The sequence below is a fragment of the Olegusella sp. genome (assembly GCF_057238325.1).
Genome location: NZ_DBHHGF010000001.1, coordinates 291,116 through 308,587, shown reverse-complemented (window position 1 = coordinate 308,587; position 17,472 = coordinate 291,116). Strand labels below are relative to the sequence as shown.

At 69.1% G+C, this 17,472-nt stretch carries 16 protein-coding genes and 1 pseudogene; 2 read left to right on the top strand and 15 right to left on the bottom strand.

The window, feature by feature from the left end; all coding sequences use genetic code 11:
• Nucleotides 1-93: 93 nt before the first annotated feature.
• The 11 genes and pseudogenes from ACO5JD_RS01385 to ACO5JD_RS01335 all read right to left on the bottom strand — a co-directional run bounded on the left by ACO5JD_RS01385 (nucleotide 94) and on the right by ACO5JD_RS01335 (nucleotide 13,319).
• Nucleotides 94-258: a hypothetical protein gene (locus tag ACO5JD_RS01385; RefSeq protein WP_484987360.1), complete on the bottom strand. Its 165-nt coding sequence runs from the start codon at nucleotides 256-258 to the stop codon at nucleotides 94-96.
• Between the two features lie 95 nt (nucleotides 259-353).
• A pseudogene (locus ACO5JD_RS01380) lies at nucleotides 354-2,999 on the bottom strand (VaFE repeat-containing surface-anchored protein); the annotation flags it as partial.
• A gap of 674 nt (nucleotides 3,000-3,673) precedes the next feature.
• The gene (locus ACO5JD_RS01375; protein ID WP_484987137.1) at nucleotides 3,674-4,198 is read right to left on the bottom strand and encodes a DNA gyrase; all 525 of its coding nucleotides are present in this window, start codon (nucleotides 4,196-4,198) and stop codon (nucleotides 3,674-3,676) included.
• A gap of 58 nt (nucleotides 4,199-4,256) precedes the next feature.
• A complete protein-coding gene (locus tag ACO5JD_RS01370) occupies nucleotides 4,257-5,234 on the bottom strand; it encodes a VirB6/TrbL-like conjugal transfer protein, CD1112 family (protein WP_484987135.1) in 978 nt (325 codons plus the stop codon).
• Nucleotides 5,235-5,248: 14 nt separating this feature from the next.
• Complete coding sequence (locus ACO5JD_RS01365) at nucleotides 5,249-5,986, bottom strand: hypothetical protein (protein ID WP_484987133.1); 738 nt, start codon at nucleotides 5,984-5,986, stop codon at nucleotides 5,249-5,251.
• Between the two features lie 12 nt (nucleotides 5,987-5,998).
• Complete coding sequence (locus tag ACO5JD_RS01360) at nucleotides 5,999-7,081, bottom strand: glucosaminidase domain-containing protein (protein WP_484987131.1); 1,083 nt, start codon at nucleotides 7,079-7,081, stop codon at nucleotides 5,999-6,001.
• A gap of 659 nt (nucleotides 7,082-7,740) precedes the next feature.
• Complete coding sequence (locus ACO5JD_RS01355; protein WP_484987129.1) at nucleotides 7,741-10,239, bottom strand: VirB4-like conjugal transfer ATPase, CD1110 family; 2,499 nt, start codon at nucleotides 10,237-10,239, stop codon at nucleotides 7,741-7,743.
• Complete coding sequence (locus ACO5JD_RS01350) at nucleotides 10,211-10,633, bottom strand: PrgI family protein (protein WP_484987127.1); 423 nt, start codon at nucleotides 10,631-10,633, stop codon at nucleotides 10,211-10,213. Before ACO5JD_RS01350 ends, ACO5JD_RS01355 begins: the two co-directional genes overlap by 29 nt.
• A 9-nt stretch (nucleotides 10,634-10,642) precedes the next feature.
• Nucleotides 10,643-10,969, bottom strand: a complete 327-nt coding sequence (locus ACO5JD_RS01345) for a hypothetical protein (protein WP_484987125.1) — start codon at nucleotides 10,967-10,969, stop codon at nucleotides 10,643-10,645.
• Nucleotides 10,939-12,708, bottom strand: coding sequence for a VirD4-like conjugal transfer protein, CD1115 family (locus ACO5JD_RS01340; RefSeq protein ID WP_484987123.1), 1,770 nt, complete (start codon nucleotides 12,706-12,708; stop codon nucleotides 10,939-10,941). The genes ACO5JD_RS01345 and ACO5JD_RS01340 overlap by 31 nt, the downstream gene beginning before the upstream one ends.
• Entirely contained in the window at nucleotides 12,705-13,319 is a 615-nt protein-coding gene (locus ACO5JD_RS01335) for a hypothetical protein (RefSeq protein WP_484987121.1), read from the bottom strand. Before ACO5JD_RS01335 ends, ACO5JD_RS01340 begins: the two co-directional genes overlap by 4 nt.
• Before the next feature lie 394 nt (nucleotides 13,320-13,713).
• On the opposite strand from ACO5JD_RS01335, the gene ACO5JD_RS01330 reads away from it, so the two are divergent.
• Together ACO5JD_RS01330 and ACO5JD_RS01325 are read left to right on the top strand one after the other, a co-directional pair.
• Nucleotides 13,714-13,839 carry a hypothetical protein gene (locus ACO5JD_RS01330; RefSeq protein WP_484987119.1) on the top strand — a complete coding sequence of 42 codons (126 nt, stop codon included), beginning with the start codon at nucleotides 13,714-13,716 and terminating at the stop codon, nucleotides 13,837-13,839.
• Between the two features lie 1,028 nt (nucleotides 13,840-14,867).
• Nucleotides 14,868-15,101, top strand: coding sequence for a hypothetical protein (locus tag ACO5JD_RS01325; protein WP_484987117.1), 234 nt, complete (start codon nucleotides 14,868-14,870; stop codon nucleotides 15,099-15,101).
• A 301-nt stretch (nucleotides 15,102-15,402) separates the two neighbouring features.
• Here ACO5JD_RS01325 and ACO5JD_RS01320 read toward each other — a convergent pair whose 3' ends face one another.
• The 4 genes from ACO5JD_RS01320 to ACO5JD_RS01305 are packed head-to-tail and all read right to left on the bottom strand — an operon-like array spanning nucleotide 15,403 to nucleotide 17,346.
• Nucleotides 15,403-16,308 (bottom strand): ATP-binding protein, encoded by a 906-nt coding sequence (locus tag ACO5JD_RS01320; RefSeq protein ID WP_484987115.1) that lies wholly within the window; start codon nucleotides 16,306-16,308, stop codon nucleotides 15,403-15,405.
• A 40-nt stretch (nucleotides 16,309-16,348) separates the two neighbouring features.
• Nucleotides 16,349-16,792, bottom strand: a complete 444-nt coding sequence (locus ACO5JD_RS01315) for a hypothetical protein (protein WP_484987113.1) — start codon at nucleotides 16,790-16,792, stop codon at nucleotides 16,349-16,351.
• Nucleotides 16,792-17,067, bottom strand: a complete 276-nt coding sequence (locus tag ACO5JD_RS01310) for a helix-turn-helix domain-containing protein (RefSeq protein WP_484987111.1) — start codon at nucleotides 17,065-17,067, stop codon at nucleotides 16,792-16,794. Before ACO5JD_RS01310 ends, ACO5JD_RS01315 begins: the two co-directional genes overlap by 1 nt.
• Before the next feature lie 57 nt (nucleotides 17,068-17,124).
• Nucleotides 17,125-17,346: a helix-turn-helix domain-containing protein gene (locus ACO5JD_RS01305; RefSeq protein ID WP_484987109.1), complete on the bottom strand. Its 222-nt coding sequence runs from the start codon at nucleotides 17,344-17,346 to the stop codon at nucleotides 17,125-17,127.
• Nucleotides 17,347-17,472: the final 126 nt, after the last annotated feature.

Here is a 17,472-nt window from a genome sequence, read left to right as displayed (position 1 = left end):
GCGGTCCCGGCCGCCCTGCAGAGCGCGATTGCCGCGACTGCCGTGGCGCCGGAGAGCGCGCCGAGGAGGCAGAGGGCGATGGCGCCGAGGTGGCTAATCATCGGTTCCGCCCCCTCCCAGCGGGCCGGTGCCGCCCTCGGGTCCGCGCTCGATGCGGACGTCGGGCACGCCGCGCTTTCCGCGGCGCCTGAGCGCGCGTGCGGCTGCGAGCGAGAGGCCTGCCGCGGCGCAGAGACCCGCGATGGGGGCGACCGGGATCCCGGCGTCGCCGGTCTTGGGCAGCTGGCTGCCGCCCTTGGTGGCCTTCTCCCCTTGGGGGCCTCGGGCGGGGCCTCGGTGATGCTCACCGTCTGTCCCCGGTCCTCGAGGTCGGCGTGGGTGGCCACAGTCCTCCCGTCGTGGGCGATGGTCTCGAAGGCGACCACGTCGTGCCCTGCGAGCGCGCTGCCGTCGAACTCGAACGTGACGTCGGTGCTGCCGGACTCGGCGTCCGCGGTGAAGGTGGCGCTGGCGGTGACGGGGCTGCCGTCGCTTCCCTTGACCCCCTCGCCCGTGGACTTGTCCATGAGCGTGCCCGTGACCGTGTACTCGCGGCCCTTGACGAGCCCGGACCACTCGACCCTGTCCGTGATGGTGACCTTGTTCGCGGCCGTGGCCTCGTGGTCGCCGTCCGCCGCGTCGGTCGCCGTGGTGTGGATGCCGGGCAGGCTCACGGTCTGTTCCTCGTCCTTTAGGTCGGCGTGGGTGGCGACGACCTTGTCCGCGCGGGAGAGCTCCTCCGTGCAGACGAGCTTCCTCCCCTCGAGTCCGGTGCCGTCCACGTCGAAGGCGACCTCGACGGTGCCCTCGGAGGACTCGGGAGTGACGGTCGTCTCCGCCGTGGCGAGCTCCTCGCTCGTCTCGGCGTCTAGCAGGTGTCCCCTGACCCTATACTCGGTCCCGGGGGTGACGTTGGAGTAGGAGACGGTGTCGGCCACGCGCTGGCCGGGCGCCGCGTCGATGACCTTGTCGCCGTCAGCGGCATCGCTCGCCGTCGTCCTCACCTGGGGGAACGCGACGCTCTGGCCCTCGTCGGAGAGGTCGGAGTGCGTGGCGTACACGTGGCCTTCGCGCGAGAGCTCCTCGAAGGCGACGACCGTGCGTCCCGCGAGGTCGGAGCCGTCGAACCTGAACGTGACGATCGCCGTTCCGCTCGCCTCCTCGGGCGTGAGCCTCGTTGTCGCGGTGACCTTCTCGCCCTTCGCGTCCGTGACAGCCTCGCCGGTCTCGCGGTCCATGAGGGTGCCGGTGAGCTCGTACTCCTTCCCGAGCACGAGGTTCTGGTACTCGACGGTGTCCGTGATGGTCACGTCGTCGGCCGCCGCGTCGTGGGAGCCGTCCTCCGCGTCCGTCGCGGTGGTGCCGATCTTCGGGAACAGGACCGTCTGCCCCTCGTCGTCGATGTCGGCATGCGTGGCCACCGTCTTCCCGCCCTGGCTGAGCTCCTCGAACGCCACGACGGAGTGGCCGGCGAGCCCGGTCGCGTCGAACTCGAAGGAGACCTTGGCCTTGCCCGTGGAGAGCTTGGGGGTGAGCTTCGCCGTGGCGGTGACGGCCTTGCCATCCTCGCCGGTCACGGCCTTGCCGGTCTCGCGGTCCATGAGGGTTCCCGTGAGCTCGTACTCCTTCCCGGGCTCGAGGTTCTCGTACTCCACCTCGTCCGTGAGCGTGACGCTCCCGGCGGCCTCGGCCAAGTGCTCCCCTCCCTTGCCGGTGAGGGTCGTGGCGATGCGCGGGCCCTGGTCGTCGTCCACGGTGCCGAGCTCGACGGTCCTCGCGTCGCGCGAGACCGTTACAGTCATGCTGACGAGCCTCAGGCCCTCGTTGGCCGCGCAGCGGAGCTCCTCGACCGCATACGTGTCGTAGGGCAGGGCGCCCTTGGAGTCGTCCGGCGCCGTCGCCTTGCCGGTCGTCCCGCTGAACCAGACTCCCGCGGCGGCGTCCCAGGAGCCCTCGCCGGCCGTATCGTTAGCGTTCGTGCGCGTGGCGTGGGAGGCCCATGACGAGGCGGTGCTCGCCTGGCCGTTCTCGTCCGTCACGATGACGTGGGACTCGCCCGTGGTGGCGGAGGTGATCCGGAAGGGCACGCCCGCGAGGCGCCGCATGCTTCCGGACTCCGCCTTCACGAGCTCGAGGTCGCCGCGGCGGACCTGCTCGGCGACCGTGGGCGCGGCGTAGGTCGAGACGTGCTCGGCGGTCCCCTCGGTGGTCACGCGCGTGACGAAGGTCTTGTCCGAAGCCACGTATCCCTCCGGCGCCCTGGTCTCCCTTATGGCCACGGTGCCCAGCGGGACGACGGCGTTGCCTGCCGCGTCGCGGTAGAGGTCGTCGCCCGTGGCGGACGAGAGGTCCGCGGTGCCGTCCTCTCCCGTGGAGACGGTCCAGGTGCGGGTGGCCTTCGCGGGGAGGCTCCCCTCGTCGTACTGGCCTGCGTAGTAGCGGACCTCGAACTCCGCGCCTGCGAGGCTGGCCGCGCCGAGCGGGGACGCCTCGCCCGTCTCTGCGTCGGCCTTAGCGAGCACGAGGCCGAGTGGGTTCGTCTGCGGGACGTCCGACGCGCTCGCGTCGGCCTCGCCGCCTGCGGGCACTTCCACCCTCGTCGTCGCGTTCGAGAGGGTATAGCCCCTTGGCGCCGAGAGCTCGCGCGCCCAGTAGGTCCCGGGCGAGACCTCGACGGCCTCGCTCGTACCGTCCTCCCTGGTGGTCAGGCGCACCCCCGTGTCCTTTGTGCAGCCCTCGTCAGAGAAGAGGCCGTATACGGCTCCCCCGACGGAGTAGAGTGTGTTGCCGTCCGTGACCGCGGTGTCGGATGACGCCTTCGTGACGGTCACCCTTCCCCTCGACTGTCCGAGCGGGATGAGGATGTAGTGCGACGGCCAGACCTTTCCCTGGATCGCGGAGGTCTGGTTGCCGCTCTCGATTGTGCCGAACCCGTTGCTCGAGTGCACGGAGTGCCACATGAGGTCCTCGGAGGGGCTGGAGCCCCAGAAGAAGCCCGCATGGCCGTCCCAAGTGTTGCCGTATCGGTCGGTCCCGCTCACGGGCACGGACGAGTCGGGGGTCGCGACGATGATGTCTCCCCGTTGTGCGAGTCCCGAGGCGAGCAGCTCTTCCTTGGTGTCGAAGCGGTAGGACACGACGTCCTGCGCCTTGCATATCCTCTCCCACACGTTGGTGTTCCACCAGTTGGCGCCGTTCGTGGATAGCGCCGAGTAGGGGTTCCCGCCGGCTGCGGCCATCACGTAGCAGACGAATCCCGTGCACTGCATCCCCGCTCGGTACGAGCCGTGGTCACCGTTCGGTCTAGGCATGTCGCCGGTGTCCCCGAGCCCGAGGTAGGGCGTGCCGAGGTAGAACGAGTCGCCCTGGTGCGACTCGAGTTCGCCCACCACCTGCTCTCGCGTGACGCCGACGACGTCGCTTATGTACCTCGTGCCGTTCGGGTTGTCGAACCATAAGCTCGATTCCTCCGCGAGCGCGACGGTCGGCGCGAGCGCCCCGAGCAGCTGGCTCAGGACGAGCGCCACCGAGAGGAGGGCAGCCTTCATGCGCTTGGCTCCGCCGTCACGTCTCCACGCCCGCAGGGCGCGCCGGGCCGAGTGGGCCCTTTCCTTAGCGATCCTCATCTCTTCCCCTATCTTCTCCTTGGTGTGGAGTCGCATGGCGTGGCGATCGCCTCGGAGGCGGCCCGCGCCTCCTGCGCCCGGGCGGTGAGTCCCCCGGCACCGTCGGCCCGCTCCTCTGCGCGCCCGCGGCGGTTCTGCTCGTACCACCTGCGCCTCGACTCGACGAGCGCCTCTCCGAGCCTCGCCGGGTCCACCTCCGCGCACTCCTTCTGGTTGCGCCCCTCCCCGTCCGGCAGTGGTTTGCCGTCCGCGTCGAGTACGTCCCGGCTGAGCCTCACCGGCCTGTCGGCGAGGAGCGGGACCTCCCTCCAGTGCTCGTCGTGGTACCTGGAGTGGTTCGGCTCCACGTACCTCGGGTGGAACTGCCACCCGCCGAGGTCGACGCCGTCGACCTCGGTCCCCCTGGGAAGGGTCACGGTGAAGAGGACCCTCTCCTCACCCGTCTCGCGGTCGGCGTACTCCGTCCGACGCACGTACCTCTCGTGGAACGAGAGCCAGACCCGCTCCCTTCGCTTGCCTTCCGGACCTTTCATTTCCTTCCTCCTTCTCTTCGCTTGGCCGGGACGGTCCCGGCCCCTTGGCGCCTCTCGGCTACCCACCCAGGACGTCCCTGGCCCAGGAGCCGCTCTTCGTGAGCGAGAGGATCAGCAGCACGCACATCGCGAGGTACTGGAGCGCGTAGCTGAGCCCCCCGACAACGCTGTCCACGGCTGCCCCGGCCCCGGCGCTCGCCGCGTTGAGCCCTCCCAGCACGACCGGAAAGGCGATGAGGGTGACGGTGATGATGAGCCCCGCGAGGCACACGGAGGCGAAGCTCCTGAGGTACGCGACGCCGACCTGGCGCGTGTCCTCGAGCCCCAGCAGCGACAGCGGGATCGGGCTCAGCGTCGCCATGAGGTAGAGCTGTATGGCGCGGGCCCACGAGACCACGAGCGCAACCACGTAGGCGGCGATGACCATGACCCAGCTCACGAGCGCGACGACGATCATCGCCACGAGGGCGGGGACGCTGTCCTCGGTGGTGACGATCGAGACCTTTGCGAGGTCCATCGCGCCGCCGGACCCGAACGCCGCGGTCGTCCTCGTGATCGCGAGCCGCGCCACCTCGTAGACCGCGCGCATGAGCTCGAAGGAGTTCTGCACGAGGAAAAGGCACACGGCGAAGAAGACCAGGAGGAACACGACCTCCCGCACCGCCGGCATCGAGGCGTTCCCGTCCATGCGCTGGGAGAGGTGTATCAGCTGGACCGTGAAGACCATGCTGAGGACCCCGCAGCCTATGGGCAGGATCGCCGTCCTCCACACCCCGCGGGCGATGTCGAAGAGGGTCACCTCGCCCGCCGTGCCCAGCATCCTGTCGAAGGGCTTCGAAAGGACCCCGTCGACCCCTATGGATGCCAGCACCCTGGCCTGGGCGTCGAAGATCCAGTTGCAGGTATCGCGAAGGACCCCGCACATCCAGGAGTTGATGTCGTCCCCGATGGAAGCCCAGGCGGGGCGCGGGACGAGGAGGGCGATGCCGATGGCGAGCGCGGCCGCCAGGGCCAGGCGGCACGCTCGGCTCGGCACGTGGCGTCCCACGGCTATCCCGTCACCGAGAAGGCGCCGTCGGCCCACGTGACCGAGACGATCGACCTCCCCGGGTCGTCGCAGGTGAAGGTCGCCGTCACGCTGTCAGCCTTCGTGTCGATGTACACCTCGCCGTCGAACGCGGCCTCCGTGGCCCCGGGGACGTGCTCGGACACCCAGAGGGACACGGCGAGGTCGAGCGCGTCCTCGCTCCCGCCGACGAGCGCGAGGTACTCCTCGTCCACGCCCGTGACCCTGACCTCGCCGCCAGGCGGGGCGGGAATCCAGTCGAACGAGGTCTGGAGCTGCTCGCACCTGAGCCTCGCGCCGTCGCCCCTGCCCCTGATGGTCACGGTGGCCTGGACAACGGTCCCGTCGGCGCGTGTCACCCTGAGGCCGCACTCCCCGTCGCCGTCGGAGGTGACCTCGTAGGACGACGTGCGCGTGTCGGTGCCGTCGGTCTCGACGAGCCTGCCCCCGGACGCCGTCATCCTGAGCGACGCGTCCTCGGCGCCCATCCACTCCCGCGACTCGAGCTCCTCCGCGCACGACTGCCGCGCCTCCTCCGCGCTTGCGCCAGAGTCGGAGCCCTGTCCGTCCGCGGCGTCGACCCAGGCGGCGGTCTCCGAGCCATTGTCCGTTGGATCCGCCCTGTCGACTCGTGACGCAGCGCAGCGCGCCGCGCCCGCCCCCAGCGCGATGGCGACCGCCCCGGCGGCGAGCGCGGCGACGGCCCTTCGCCTCTTCTCCATGTCCCTTCCTCCCTACTGGATTCTGACCGCGCACGTGAACCGGCTTATCCCGGTACCCACGCGGACGTGGTCCCCTGGCTGCGGCGCGTGTATGTAGGAGTCGCCGCCGATGTAGATGGCGACGTGGCCGGGCCTCCAGAGGATGTCGCCCGGCTCCGCCTGGGAGAGCGGCACCATCGTCCCCGCCCTCAGCTGCGCGTCGCTCTGGTGCGGTATCCGGATTCCCGCCTGCGCGTAGCACCACTGCGTGAGCCCGGAGCAGTCGAGCGCCTTGTTGGGCGTGGACCCTCCCCAGACGTAGGGCGTGCCGAGCTGGGTCTGGGCCGCGGCGACGATGGTCGCCCCCTTGCCCGATGCGGCGCCAGCGGGCCCGGCCCGCCTGAGGTCGTCCGCGCTCATCGAGTCGAAGCGCCTGAGGCCGTAGGCGTCCATCGCGGCCTTGAGCGAGTCGACGTAAGAGGACGACGTGGCGTAGCCCGCGTCCTTGAGGCCCTCGGCCATGAGGTCCGAGTCCCTGCCCTCGATGGCCCTGCGGATCTTCTCGTTTCCCGAGTACCTTCCCGCCTGCAGCAGGACGCGCGAGCGGAAGCGTATGCAGTCCTCGTAGGACCTGAATCTCGTGAATGCGTCAACGACGGTGACCGAGGCGCCCCCGTACTCCTCCCGCGTCTGCCAGGACTCCTTTCCCGCGACCTCGGGGCAGGAGGCGAAGCTCGGTGCCCACTTGATGCCGAAGAGGTTGTTGTCCCTCGTGGCGAGGCCAGAGAGGTGGTCTCCTACGCCCGACTCGACGATGACCTGGGCGAGCGTGCAGCCCGCCGGGTGACCGTACTTGTCCTGGCACTCGAGGGCCGCCAGGACCATCGAGTAGGTGACGTAGGGAGGGAGCCCCTCCACCGACGCGCGCCTCGAGGCCTCGTTGTCCCAGAACCCGAAGAGCGAGCCGACCGCCTGCGAGATCATCGCCGCGGCGAGCACCGCGACGACGGCTCCGGCGAGGATGCCGGCTATCGGGACCGTCGCTGGCGCGCCCGCCGGGTACGCCGCCTTGTCGGCGGCTCTCGCCGTCTCCGCGGCCCTTGTCGTTCCCGGCATTTCCTCGGAGGGGCTGGAGGCGCGAGGCGGCGCCGCCTCGCGCCTCCAGCCCCTCCGAGGGGGCCCGGTCCTGCGCGGGCGCGCCCTGCTGGGTCCGGCGCCCTCCCTGCCGTCGAGCGCTGCGAGCCTGGACCGCGCGCCGTGTCGGCGGGGCGCCTCTCGCACCGGGGCGGCTGACCTGGGCGGCCGCGCGCCCCCGGGGGTTCCGGTCGCTCGCGTCGCCGCAATCGCCGCCTCCTCGCGGGTCGCCACCGGCGGAACGCCTTCCGGTGCGGGCGACACTCCCTGCGCCGGTGCGGGGCGGGGCCCCGCGTGGCCTCCGCCGCCGGTCCCCGGCGAGCCGTCGCCTCCCCGTGCGCGCCGCAGGCGCCTTGATGTCGCGCGGGTCGCCGCGCCAGCGGGGCGGTAAAGCGCGTCCGTCCCGAGCTCCTCGTCGGACTCCCCGAACGCGTCGCGCGATGCCGTTGCGGTCGCCCTGCGCGCCCTGGCCGCGCGCCCCATCGCCGCCGCGCGGCGACCCCTGAGCTCCGACAGGGCCGTGTCCGCCTCGTCGTGCGCGATTCCCGCGCTCACGGCGTCCGTGCGCCCCTCGAATGCGACGGCGGACGCGTCCGGGGCCTCGTGCGCTGCGGAGCTTGCCGCACCGGCCTCCCGGGCGCTCACCTCTCCCCCCTCCGCGCCGTCGCCTTCCTGCGGCGCCGCCTCGGCGCCTGCTCGCTCGGCTTCGTGTTGAAGAGGTTGTAGAGCGCACCCCTGGGGAAGTCGTCCTTGATGGGAACGCGCGCGCCGCCGGCGACGAGGAGCCCCTCGCCCGGCTTGATCGACTCGTCTATGTAGCGCGACTCCTGCTCGGAGAGGCCCAGGAGGTCGACCCAGGCCCTTCGGTCCACGGGCGACTGCTTGTGGAGGAGGATGAAGTCCGAGTTGAGCACCATGTTCCTGGCCTCCTCGTGCTCCAGCATGTAGACCGAGTTCTGCGTTATGCCGGTGGCCACGAGGCCGAACTTTCGCCCCTCCGCCCAGAAGCGCGAGAAGTACGAGACGATCGCCGGGTGCTCGAAGAGGGACTGGACCTCGTCTATGTAGAGCCACGTGGTGACTCCCCGCTCGTAGTTCGAGTACATGCGGTTGCGCACGGACTCGAGCGCCGTGAGCATCCCGAAGGTCCGGAGGTTCGAGGTGAGGTCCCTGAGGTCTACGTCGACGATCCGGTTCGAGAGGTCAACGTCCGACTCGTGGTTGAAGAAGGACTGCGCGCCCACGGCGTAGCGCTCGTAGCGCAGCGCGATGTCGCGCGCCTCGCGCTCCTCCTGCGCGAGCAGCTCCTCGTAGAGGTCGCCGAGCGTGGGGGTGCCGCCATCCCCGGAGCGGCTCTCGTAGCACGCCTCGACGCAGCGGGCGATGATGGACTTGTCCGCCTCGGGGAGCCCCTGGCTCCCCTCGGACATTGTCGCCGCGGAGAGCGCGAGGAAGGCGTCGATCTTGAACGCCCGCTGGGCGCTGGGGCTGAGGTCCGCCACGTCGGTGAGGTCGAAGGGGTTGAGGTGCGAGTCGGAGTCCGGACCGAGCCTGATCGTGGTCCCGCCGCACGGCTCCGTCACCGCGGAGTACTCCCCCGCGGGGTCGAAGATGATCACCTGGTCGTCGGGGTACGCGAGGATGGTGTTGAGGATCTCGCGCTTGGTGGAGAAGGACTTTCCGCTGCCAGGCTTGCCGGCGACAAACCCCATGGGGCTCGCAAGGCTGCGCCTGTTGCAGATCACCAGGTTCGAGCTCTCCTTGTTCTGGCCGTAGTAGCCGCCGCCCTCCTGGTTGAGCTCCTGCGTCGCGAAGGGCATCTGAATCGCCACCTCCGCGGTGGTCATCATCCTGCCTACATCCACGCGGTTGGCCCCGAGGGGGAGCACCGAGTTGAGGCCCTCCCTCTGCCGGTAGTCGAGGGTCCCCACGTCGATCGAGTTCGACCGCGCCGTGCGCATGATCTGCTCGACCTGGTTGCGCAGCGCGTCGCGGGTGTCCGCGTAGGTGTACACGAGCCCCGTGTAGCGGAAGAGCCTCTGGTTCTTGTTCTGCAGGTGGTCGAGGAGGTCCTCGGCCTCCGCCTTCGAGTACTTGAGCTCGGAGGGGAGGATGTCGAAGTCGTAGCCGCGCTTCACGGCGGTCATCTGCTCGTCGATAATCTCCTTGTCCATCCACGCGAGCCGCTTCTTCACGAAGGCGATCGCGCGCGACTTGTCCATGCCCCTCACATGCAGGCTCACCGCAAGCGGTACGGGAAGGTCAACGATCTCGGCCACGCACCGGTCCGAGAGCTCCGAGCCGAACGAGCGGAAGGCGAGCGTCTGGCACCACGTCCCGTCAATCCTGAGGCACGACGCGGACCCCTCGGGCTTCGCCTCGATGCAGTTGGGGCAAGCGAGGTCCTTCGCGCGCAGCCCGGAGGTGGCCCCGAGCGCCTCCCACCCGGCGGCGGGAGGGTTGCCGGGGCGCAGCAGCTCCGCGATGGCGCGCAGGCGCGCCGGGCCGTCGAGCGGAGTGGCGTCGCATCGTATCCTCTGGAGGGACTGGGTCACGTCCCCGCGCACGCGCGCGAGCCTGGGCACGGCGGACTCCGCGTCCCTCGCCCCGACGGAGAAGGTGATGTATCGCGAGCGAACGAGGTTCGAGACGCCCTCGCGCATCTTGTCGTTGAGGATTCGGTTGTACTCCTCGGCGAGCGCGGCGGTCCTCCCCCTCTCCGCGAAGAAGGAGCGGTGCCCGATCTCCTCGGCGGGGATGGGCGTGTTCACGACCGAGAGCTGGAGCGCGACGTCCTCGCCGATGGAGTCGAAGAGCTGGCACCAGGCCGAGAAGACGGACTCCTTCGCCTCCCTGCGGGCGCTCTGGTAGCTGATGTCGGAGAACTCGAGGGTCTGCGAGAAGATCCCCGGGTCGACCTCGCAGATGCCGTCGGCCCACAGCGAGTCGAAGCCGACCGCGTTGTATACGTCGCGCGCCGCGCGCAGCGACCTCCTTCGGGCGGCCGCCCTCTCGCTCGCCTCGCGGTCGTGCTCCCTGAGGTCGCGCTCGGCGGAGCCCCCGCCCGATATCATCAGCGAGAGCCTCTCCCAGGGTCCCGCGCCGCGCGCGCTATCCCTCTGCTTCCCTGCTCGGCTCACGGAGCTCCGCCCCCTTCCTCCTCGCGTTCCTCCTGTGCCTCCTGGTCGTCCGCTGGGCAATCCGCTCCGGCGGTGCTGCGAGCATGCACGACGTCCCGTACGCGAGCACCCCGTCCCAGGTCGCGTGCTCCCAGAGCATGGGGGCGAACTTCTCAGCCCTCATCCCGTGCGGCCGCCAGAAGCCCAGCAGCCAGAATGGGAGGGACGCGCACATCACCGGCAGGCTCGCGTCGGCGGGCTCCACGCCAAGAGCCGCGTAGAGCGCGGACGCCGTCGCCACCGACGTAGCGAGCCCGCCCGTGACGCAGAGCAGCGTCCTCAGGCTGAGCTTGCCCACGACCTTCTCCTGGTACTCGCCTATGTCCTTGTGGACCGCGACAGAGAGCGACGCCATCGCCGCCCCCTAGGCCGGGAGCCAGGACGTGTCTAGCATCCCAAAGTAGACCGAGGCGGCGATGATGATCGCCCCGCCCGCGATGGTCGATATGGCGCTCGCGATCTGCGCGCCGCCCTGCTGTTCGCGTATCGCGAGGCCCAGGCTCACGGCGCCCCAAACGACGAGGAACCCGCCGAGGAACGAGACGCAGCCCGACACGAGCTTGATGATTTGGTTGAGCAACTTGTCCTCCGAAGCGTAGGGACCCATGGTGGCGGCGTGGTCTCGGCCCGGCGCCGCCGCCCTCTCGCCGGGCCGGCCGTTCATTTCATCGCGACCACCTCCCCGCGCCATGCCGGGTGCCTCCTCGGGTCGTACTTCCTGTCCAGGACCGGGTTCGCGCCGGCGATGAGGACGACCGCCTTTCTCCGGTCGAGCCTCGCGAGCTCCGAGGGCTGTATCAGGTCGCGCTCCGTGGCCTGCCTGCTCTGGGTGGAGCTGCTGGACGCCCCCCTGCTCTCGCTGGCGCCGATGACCGAGACGGTCTGCTTGCCGACCTTCTCCGAGATTCCCCTGTTCGTCTCGTTGGAGTTGCCGCCCAGGAAGAGCGTCGTGTCGCAGCAGTCCACGATCGTCTGCGCCGACTCCCCGTATCGGGCCTTGAGCTGCGAGAGCGACTGGAGGATGACCGAGACCCCGATGTTCCTCGAGCGGACGACGGCGATGGTGCGCTCGAAGTCCGGTAGCCTCCCGATGTTCGCGAACTCGTCTAGGACGAGGTGCACGGGGGTCGGTAGCGACCCGCCGTGCACCCTCAGGGCTCGCTCGCAGAGCAGGTTCGTCGCCTGCCAGACGAGGAGCGCCAGGAGGAACGAGAAGGTCCCGTTCGTGTCCGACGTGGTGGCGAAGACCGCGACCCTGCGGCCCGGCTCGCCCATGAGGTCGATCCCGAGGTCGTCGCCCGAGAGGACGCGCCGGATCTCCTCGCCGCCGAGCGGGGCGAGCCTCGCGTTGCAGCTGATGATTATCGACTTGAGGGTCCTGCCTGCGGCGACCCTGAAGGCGCGGTAGCGGCCGAGCGCGAAGTCCTCCTCCGGCGCGAGCGGCTCTGCGACCCTGACCCACGTAACTCGGCTCCCGCCCGAGAAGGAGCGCGCGCTCCCGTCGCGGGGGAAATCGCCGACGACGCACCTCTTTCCCGTCTCGAGCTCGTCGAAGAGCACGTCGAGCGGGCTCCTGTAGCCCTCGTCCCCCTCGCTCGCCGACGCCAGCGAGAGGAGCGTCATGAGGCCCGGGAGGTTCCTGTCGGCCTCCAGGCAGTGCCAGACGAGGTATGCCACGAGCGCGCTGTAGAGGAGCCTCTCTGCGTTCTCCCAGAACGGGTCCGCCGAGGAGGAGCCCTCCCTCGTGGTGTTGGCGATGATGCAGTCGACGACCTCGAGCACGTCCTGCTGCGTGCGTACGTAGGCGAGCGGGTTGTAGCGCGCCGAGCGGCCGAAGTCCACGGTGTCGATCCTGGCGACCTCGTAGCCGGCGGAGCGCAGGGCCGGCCCCAGCTCGGCCTCGAGCGTGCCCTTGGGGTCGGTCACCAGGAGGCTCGCGTTCATCTGTAGGACGTTGGGGATCACGTAGGAGCGGGTCTTGCCGGAGCCGGACCCTCCGATCACGAGGACATTCCTGTTGCGCTCGAGCCTGGGGTCGTGGTCGGCCCTGGACATGGCGAGGGAAACGTGCTGCGTGAGGATGATGTTGTTCCTTGGGTCCCCACGGTCGGCGAACGCCCTGGCCTCCCTCGGGCTCGCCCACCTAGCGCTGCCGTGCTCCTCGCCGCTCCTGTGCTCCCCGACGAGAGAGAGCCTCCTCGCCCAGGCGAGCCAGACCCCCGCGGCGCAGGCTAGCCCGACGGCGAGCGGGAGCGGCTCCGCGCTCGGCGAGGCGGTCCCCGCGATGATCCCTGAAAGGACCCCGCGAACCGTGGATTCCGGGTCGGCGGGCGCGCCGGCTGGTAGTGCCGCGGCGGCAATGTCGCCGATTGCGAACGCGGCGGCGGAGAGCCCGGCCGCGGTTGCGGCGCCCGTTCCTCGCGCCCTCACTTCGACCTCGTCTCCACGCGGTCCTGCTCCGGCGCACGGTCGCGTTCCGTGTCATGCGACTGGGCCTCGGAGGCCCTCCTCGCACGCTCCGCCCTCTCCTTGAGGGGCTCCCGGTCGCGGTCGGCGCCGCGGGACCCGCCTTCCCGCTCCTGCTCCTGGCGGATCCGCTCCGCGGCCCTGCTCGCGGCCTCCCTCGTGTCCGATACGAGCTGGTCGAAGGTCGACGCGACCGCCGGCGCGTCGGCCGTCTTGAAGACGAGCCAGGGCGTGCCGCCGTCCTCCGTCATCCCGTGCCATATGTCATTTGCCGTGAGCTTCGCGTCCACCGCGGAGATTACCCTCTGCCCGTCCTCGAGCTCGGCGAACTCCGACATGTCGAGGCGGGCGAACCTCGCGTCTGTCCGGACCTCCTGTCGCGCCTCGGCCGGGGAACCCGGGGAAGCGCCGACGGCGTCCCTGGCGCTCTCCAGCGCGGCCTCGAGGCGCCCTATCGCCTCCTCGACGGCGCGCTGCCCCGCGGGGCCTCCGCCGCGGCGGTACCCCTCCAGGCCGAGTCGCAGCGCCCAGTCGAATATCTGCTGGCCGGCGTCGTCGCCGAAGTCGTCTGCCATGTCCCCTCCATGGCGGGCGGCTCGTGGACGGGCCGGCTTGCGCGGCCTGTCTCTCTCGTCGTGTGCTGGGTGCCGGTTTCGGCCCGCCGCCTACGATTCAATGCGAGAGGGCTGTCCCCGTGGGCCGAGTTGTCCGTGGTGGCCGAGCCTAGCGGGACCTTGGGCTGGCTTGAGGGACCACGTGCATTAGATGGGCTCAGGGCCACGTCGCCCAGCTCTGCGAGGACCCACACCGGGAGCTTCAGAGAGATCGGCGGGAGGCTCAGAAAGCGCACTGGCGGAAGCGGCCGGCTGTGGATAATGTGGATAGACGACAGGAAGCTCACGGACCTGGTGAAGGAGGCCGTCGAGAATGCGTAGCGGAAGCATGTCAGGAGAGCGAGACCCCAGAGCGATGAGCGAAGAGGAACTGAGCGAGGAAATGGAGAAGAGGTATGGCGACGACTTTGGCTTCAAAGACCTCGACATCAACGACCCGTTCGTCGTCGAGTTCCTCGACAGAATTTCAAGAGGCAGGTAGACGCATGAGCGACTCCCGCTCCATAGCCCGCATCTTGTGAGCCATCCGCTCGCGTGATGAGCGGTCGGCCGGCGTGGCTTCCGTGAGCCCGAAGGCCCTGGGAGCCCGCGAGGGGCAACGCGACGTGCCGCCCGCCAAGTTCCAGCGCACTGGCAAGGCGAAGTTGAACGACGGGGCGAAAACGTCCGTCGTCCTACCGAACGGGGCCGCCCCGAAGGGCGGCCCCGTTCCAGCCGTGGCAGATGGTCCTTGACGCCTATCGTTTTTCCCCTGCCGAGGAGTGCGTCTGCGAACTCGTCAGAGATCTCCATGTCGTTGTGCTCGAGGTTCCAGGCCTCCTCCTCGGACCAGCTAGCGCCGTTCTTCTCGTACATAGCGTCGACAATGCCAGTTGGCTTGCCCGTCGAGTAGTCGACTAGGTACCCAGCGGCAATGGCGATTGGCTCCTCGCTTGTCATTGCTCGCAGCAGGGCGTCCTTGTCACGCCTTGGCACGCCGAGCCGCGGGGCGGTGCCGTTTCCGTAGTCGCTTGAGTTCGCGTATATCATCGCCTCTCCTTCCTCGGCGTGAACTCCACCATGTTGCCGTTCCCGCGTCTGCTTATGTAGAGCGACTGTCCGGGTTGACGTATAGCGTGTCGTTCGGTGCAGACACCTTGACTCCAAGCCTGTCTGCCAGCTCCTGTGCGATGCAATTGCCGCCATCGTCCATTCTATCCGTCGAGCAGCCGCACGCCGCCGTGGACCCTCCCGCCGCGAATGACCCGGGCCAGCGTCCTGGCGTCTATGTCGGGGCTGAGGCGCTTTGCCGACGTGCTGCCCCGTGGCGCCTGACGTCGTGCACGCCCCAATAGAACGATGGGCGGACCTTTGCCGTTGCGCATTTGACGCTATCCTAGAGAGGTCTCCACTTTGCGGATGCCCTGAAGAGGCGCTGATGGAAGCGAGGTAGAATGTTGTGCGTGGTTGGTCTCGACCTCGGTCGGACCGACGGGAAGCTTCCATTCAGGCTGAGGAGGAGGCCAAGGCATGCCGAATCTCGACACCGATTCCCGCATCGCGGCGGAAGAGCTCGAGGACTTCAGGACCGTGACGCCGAGCAGCGAGTTCCTGTGCGATGACGGCAGGGTGCGCACCTGGTGCGAGATGATTGACGGCATCGATGCCGGGCTCGCCCCCGACGACCCTGGCGTCTCGGACGAGGAGTGCGCGACGAGGTACCACGATCTGCTCTGGAGCTTCGGCGCGAAGCGCATCTCTTAGCGGCAATCGTGCCTTATTCCGAGCAGCGGGGAGTAGGCCTAGCGTCATGACGGACGGGCGTTATGCCCGCGCCCTTGCCGGTCAGCGGGGTTACGTCACCCCGTGGTTGGGCGGCTGGGCGAAATGCCCCATCGTTCAAGAACTGTGACATGAATCGTCTGGCCCGACGGGACCTCCCGCCCGTGGGGACGAGCCATCGGGCCATTTTTGCAATGGCGGGGTTCGCCGCCGTCAGGCGCACGACTGGCTCCCAGGCAGTCGTGCTTGGCGGACCGGGGCGAAGGGCGCTGCGGGCCCGCCGCTACCTGAAGCCATCAAGCCTCGATCGCCCCCCGCCGGGGTCAGTGCCCCGTGCGGGTCGCGCGTCCCGCTGCCCCCAGGCGCCCCTCCTCAGGTCGGGTCCCGTGAGCTCCACGTCGGCGCACGTCGCGGCGATTCGCGAGGCTATGGCGGCGGCCGTCTCCGCCTCGCCGGTCGACGCGAGCCTCGATCTCAGCTGCGACAGCGTGTACTGCGACGTGACGACCGTCGGCCTCATGCCCTCGTACCTGGCGTTGACGATGGTGAACAGCGTCATGAGGGACCACCTCGAGCTGGACTCCTTGCCCAGGTCGTCCAGGACTAGCATCTCGCACGACGAGTACCTCTCGAGGGCCCTCTTGCTCGAGCCTCCCCCGTCGAAGGTCTCCCTGATGCTCGAGAATATGGTGATTGCCGAGGTGAAGACGGTCCTCAGCCCCCGGTCCGAGGCCGCTATGGCGACCGCCGCGGCGTTGTGGGTCTTCCCCGTGCCGACCGGGCCGTGGATGAAGAGCCCGTTGGGCCCCGACCCGGGAAGGGCGTCCGCATAGGCGGCGCACCGGGCCTCTGTTGGGGTCGCCTTTCGGAACCTGAGCGGGATCCCCGACCTCTCGAGCCTGCGCTCCCTCTCCGCAGCCATCTCGTCCAGGGCCCTCCTCTCCTCCTCCTTCCTCTCGCGCTCGGCCCCGTCGCATTCGCATGGCTCGTGCGACACCCAGGCGACGCTCCCGAAGACGGGGACTCCGAGCGGCCTGAGCGGCCTCCCGCAGTGCGCGCACCTCGCGGGAGGCGGGACCTCGCGGACCAGCCCCCGCGCGAGCGCCTCCTCGGGCGTTACGAGCGCCTGGCGACATGGCTCCCGCCCGTCGCATTCCGCGTCCGCGCCGATCCTGCCAACCGAGTCCACGACGCCCGTCTCCTCTCCGGTCTCTCGTATGAGATTCGCTCTACTCTTCTCTTCTATCTATATAGGGGCGGACAATCTGTCCGCGCCCGTGGCCAGGATGTCCGGAGCCGCGGACAATATGTCCGCTTCCCGCCTTGCCCGCGGACAATTTGTCCGTGGTCTCGCCGCCCTCCACGCGCGTTATCGCCGCGCTGACGGCCTCCCTGCGGAGGACGAAGGCCCTGCCCCTCGGGCACCTCTCGGCGTCGGCGGCCTCTGCTATGAGGTCCCTCGAGACGAGGTTCCCGAGGGACCTTCTTACCTGCCTCTCCGACATGTTCAGGAACGCGGCGCAGCTATCGGCCGACTCGAAGTAGGTGCCGCTCTCCTCCTGGCAGAAGCTGAAGATCCTCGCGTAGACGAGGAGGTCGGATCCCCGGAGCCCCAGCCCCTCTGTCATGAAGCGGTACACCGTGGCGAACTCGCCGGCCGAGTGCCTTTGCATCACGCCTTGCCCATCTGCTTCTTTGCGGCATCCCGGACGAGCTGCGAGTTAGACTCGAGCCAGTCCATGAGGTCCTCGCGGTGTATGAAGGAGTTCCTCTGCTGCCCGAAGAGGAGCCGGAACGGGAGCGGGTCCTCCTCGCGGTGCGCGAGCTCCCTCACCGTCCTCTCGCTGATGTGCAGGAGGCGGGAGACCTCCTCGACGGAGTAGTACTCCTTGATGAGGATGGTGCTGCGGCTGCCGTTGATTCTCTCTGCGTTTGTGGTCTGTCTCATCTCTGATCAGCTCCATTCGAGACGCCGCGCGAGACCGACCGCAGACGGGATCCGAGCCTAATTGCCATCCATTCCGAGCCAGCAGGACATCCTGCTGTCCCTGGCGAGCGTCCTCATGAGCTCCGTCCTGTCGATGCGCCACTGGCTGCCCACCTTGACGGCGGGGATCTTCCGGTCCATGCAGAGCCGCCTGACCGTCCTCGGGGAGACCCTGAGGATCCTCGCGGCCTCGTCCGCCGATATCATGTCCAAGCTGCTTCCGATTTCCCGACGACTCATCTGGACCCCCTTGCCCCTCGGCAGCGAGGATACGGCGGGATGGAGCATCCCCCGTCGGCAGGCCACGGGACAGCCTTCTGCAAGCTTCTGCAACGGCGGCCTTCACGGAAAACGCATGACGCCACT

Excerpts from the sequence above, each read along its gene's own strand:
- ACO5JD_RS01365 (WP_484987133.1), bottom strand. The coding sequence starts at position 5,986 with ATGGAGAAGAGGCGAAGGGCCGTCGCCGCGCTCGCCGCCGGGGCGGTC.
- ACO5JD_RS01305 (WP_484987109.1), bottom strand. The coding sequence starts at position 17,346 with ATGAGTCGTCGGGAAATCGGAAGCAGCTTGGACATGATATCGGCGGAC.
- ACO5JD_RS01315 (WP_484987113.1), bottom strand. The coding sequence starts at position 16,792 with ATGCAAAGGCACTCGGCCGGCGAGTTCGCCACGGTGTACCGCTTCATG.
- ACO5JD_RS01375 (WP_484987137.1), bottom strand. The coding sequence starts at position 4,198 with ATGAAAGGTCCGGAAGGCAAGCGAAGGGAGCGGGTCTGGCTCTCGTTC.
- ACO5JD_RS01335 (WP_484987121.1), bottom strand. The coding sequence starts at position 13,319 with ATGGCAGACGACTTCGGCGACGACGCCGGCCAGCAGATATTCGACTGG.
- ACO5JD_RS01345 (WP_484987125.1), bottom strand. The coding sequence starts at position 10,969 with ATGGCGCGGGGAGGTGGTCGCGATGAAATGAACGGCCGGCCCGGCGAG.
- ACO5JD_RS01360 (WP_484987131.1), bottom strand. The coding sequence starts at position 7,081 with ATGCCGGGAACGACAAGGGCCGCGGAGACGGCGAGAGCCGCCGACAAG.
- ACO5JD_RS01325 (WP_484987117.1), top strand. The coding sequence starts at position 14,868 with ATGCCGAATCTCGACACCGATTCCCGCATCGCGGCGGAAGAGCTCGAG.
- ACO5JD_RS01330 (WP_484987119.1), top strand. The coding sequence starts at position 13,714 with ATGAGCGAAGAGGAACTGAGCGAGGAAATGGAGAAGAGGTATGGCGAC.
- ACO5JD_RS01310 (WP_484987111.1), bottom strand. The coding sequence starts at position 17,067 with ATGAGACAGACCACAAACGCAGAGAGAATCAACGGCAGCCGCAGCACC.
- ACO5JD_RS01350 (WP_484987127.1), bottom strand. The coding sequence starts at position 10,633 with ATGGCGTCGCTCTCTGTCGCGGTCCACAAGGACATAGGCGAGTACCAG.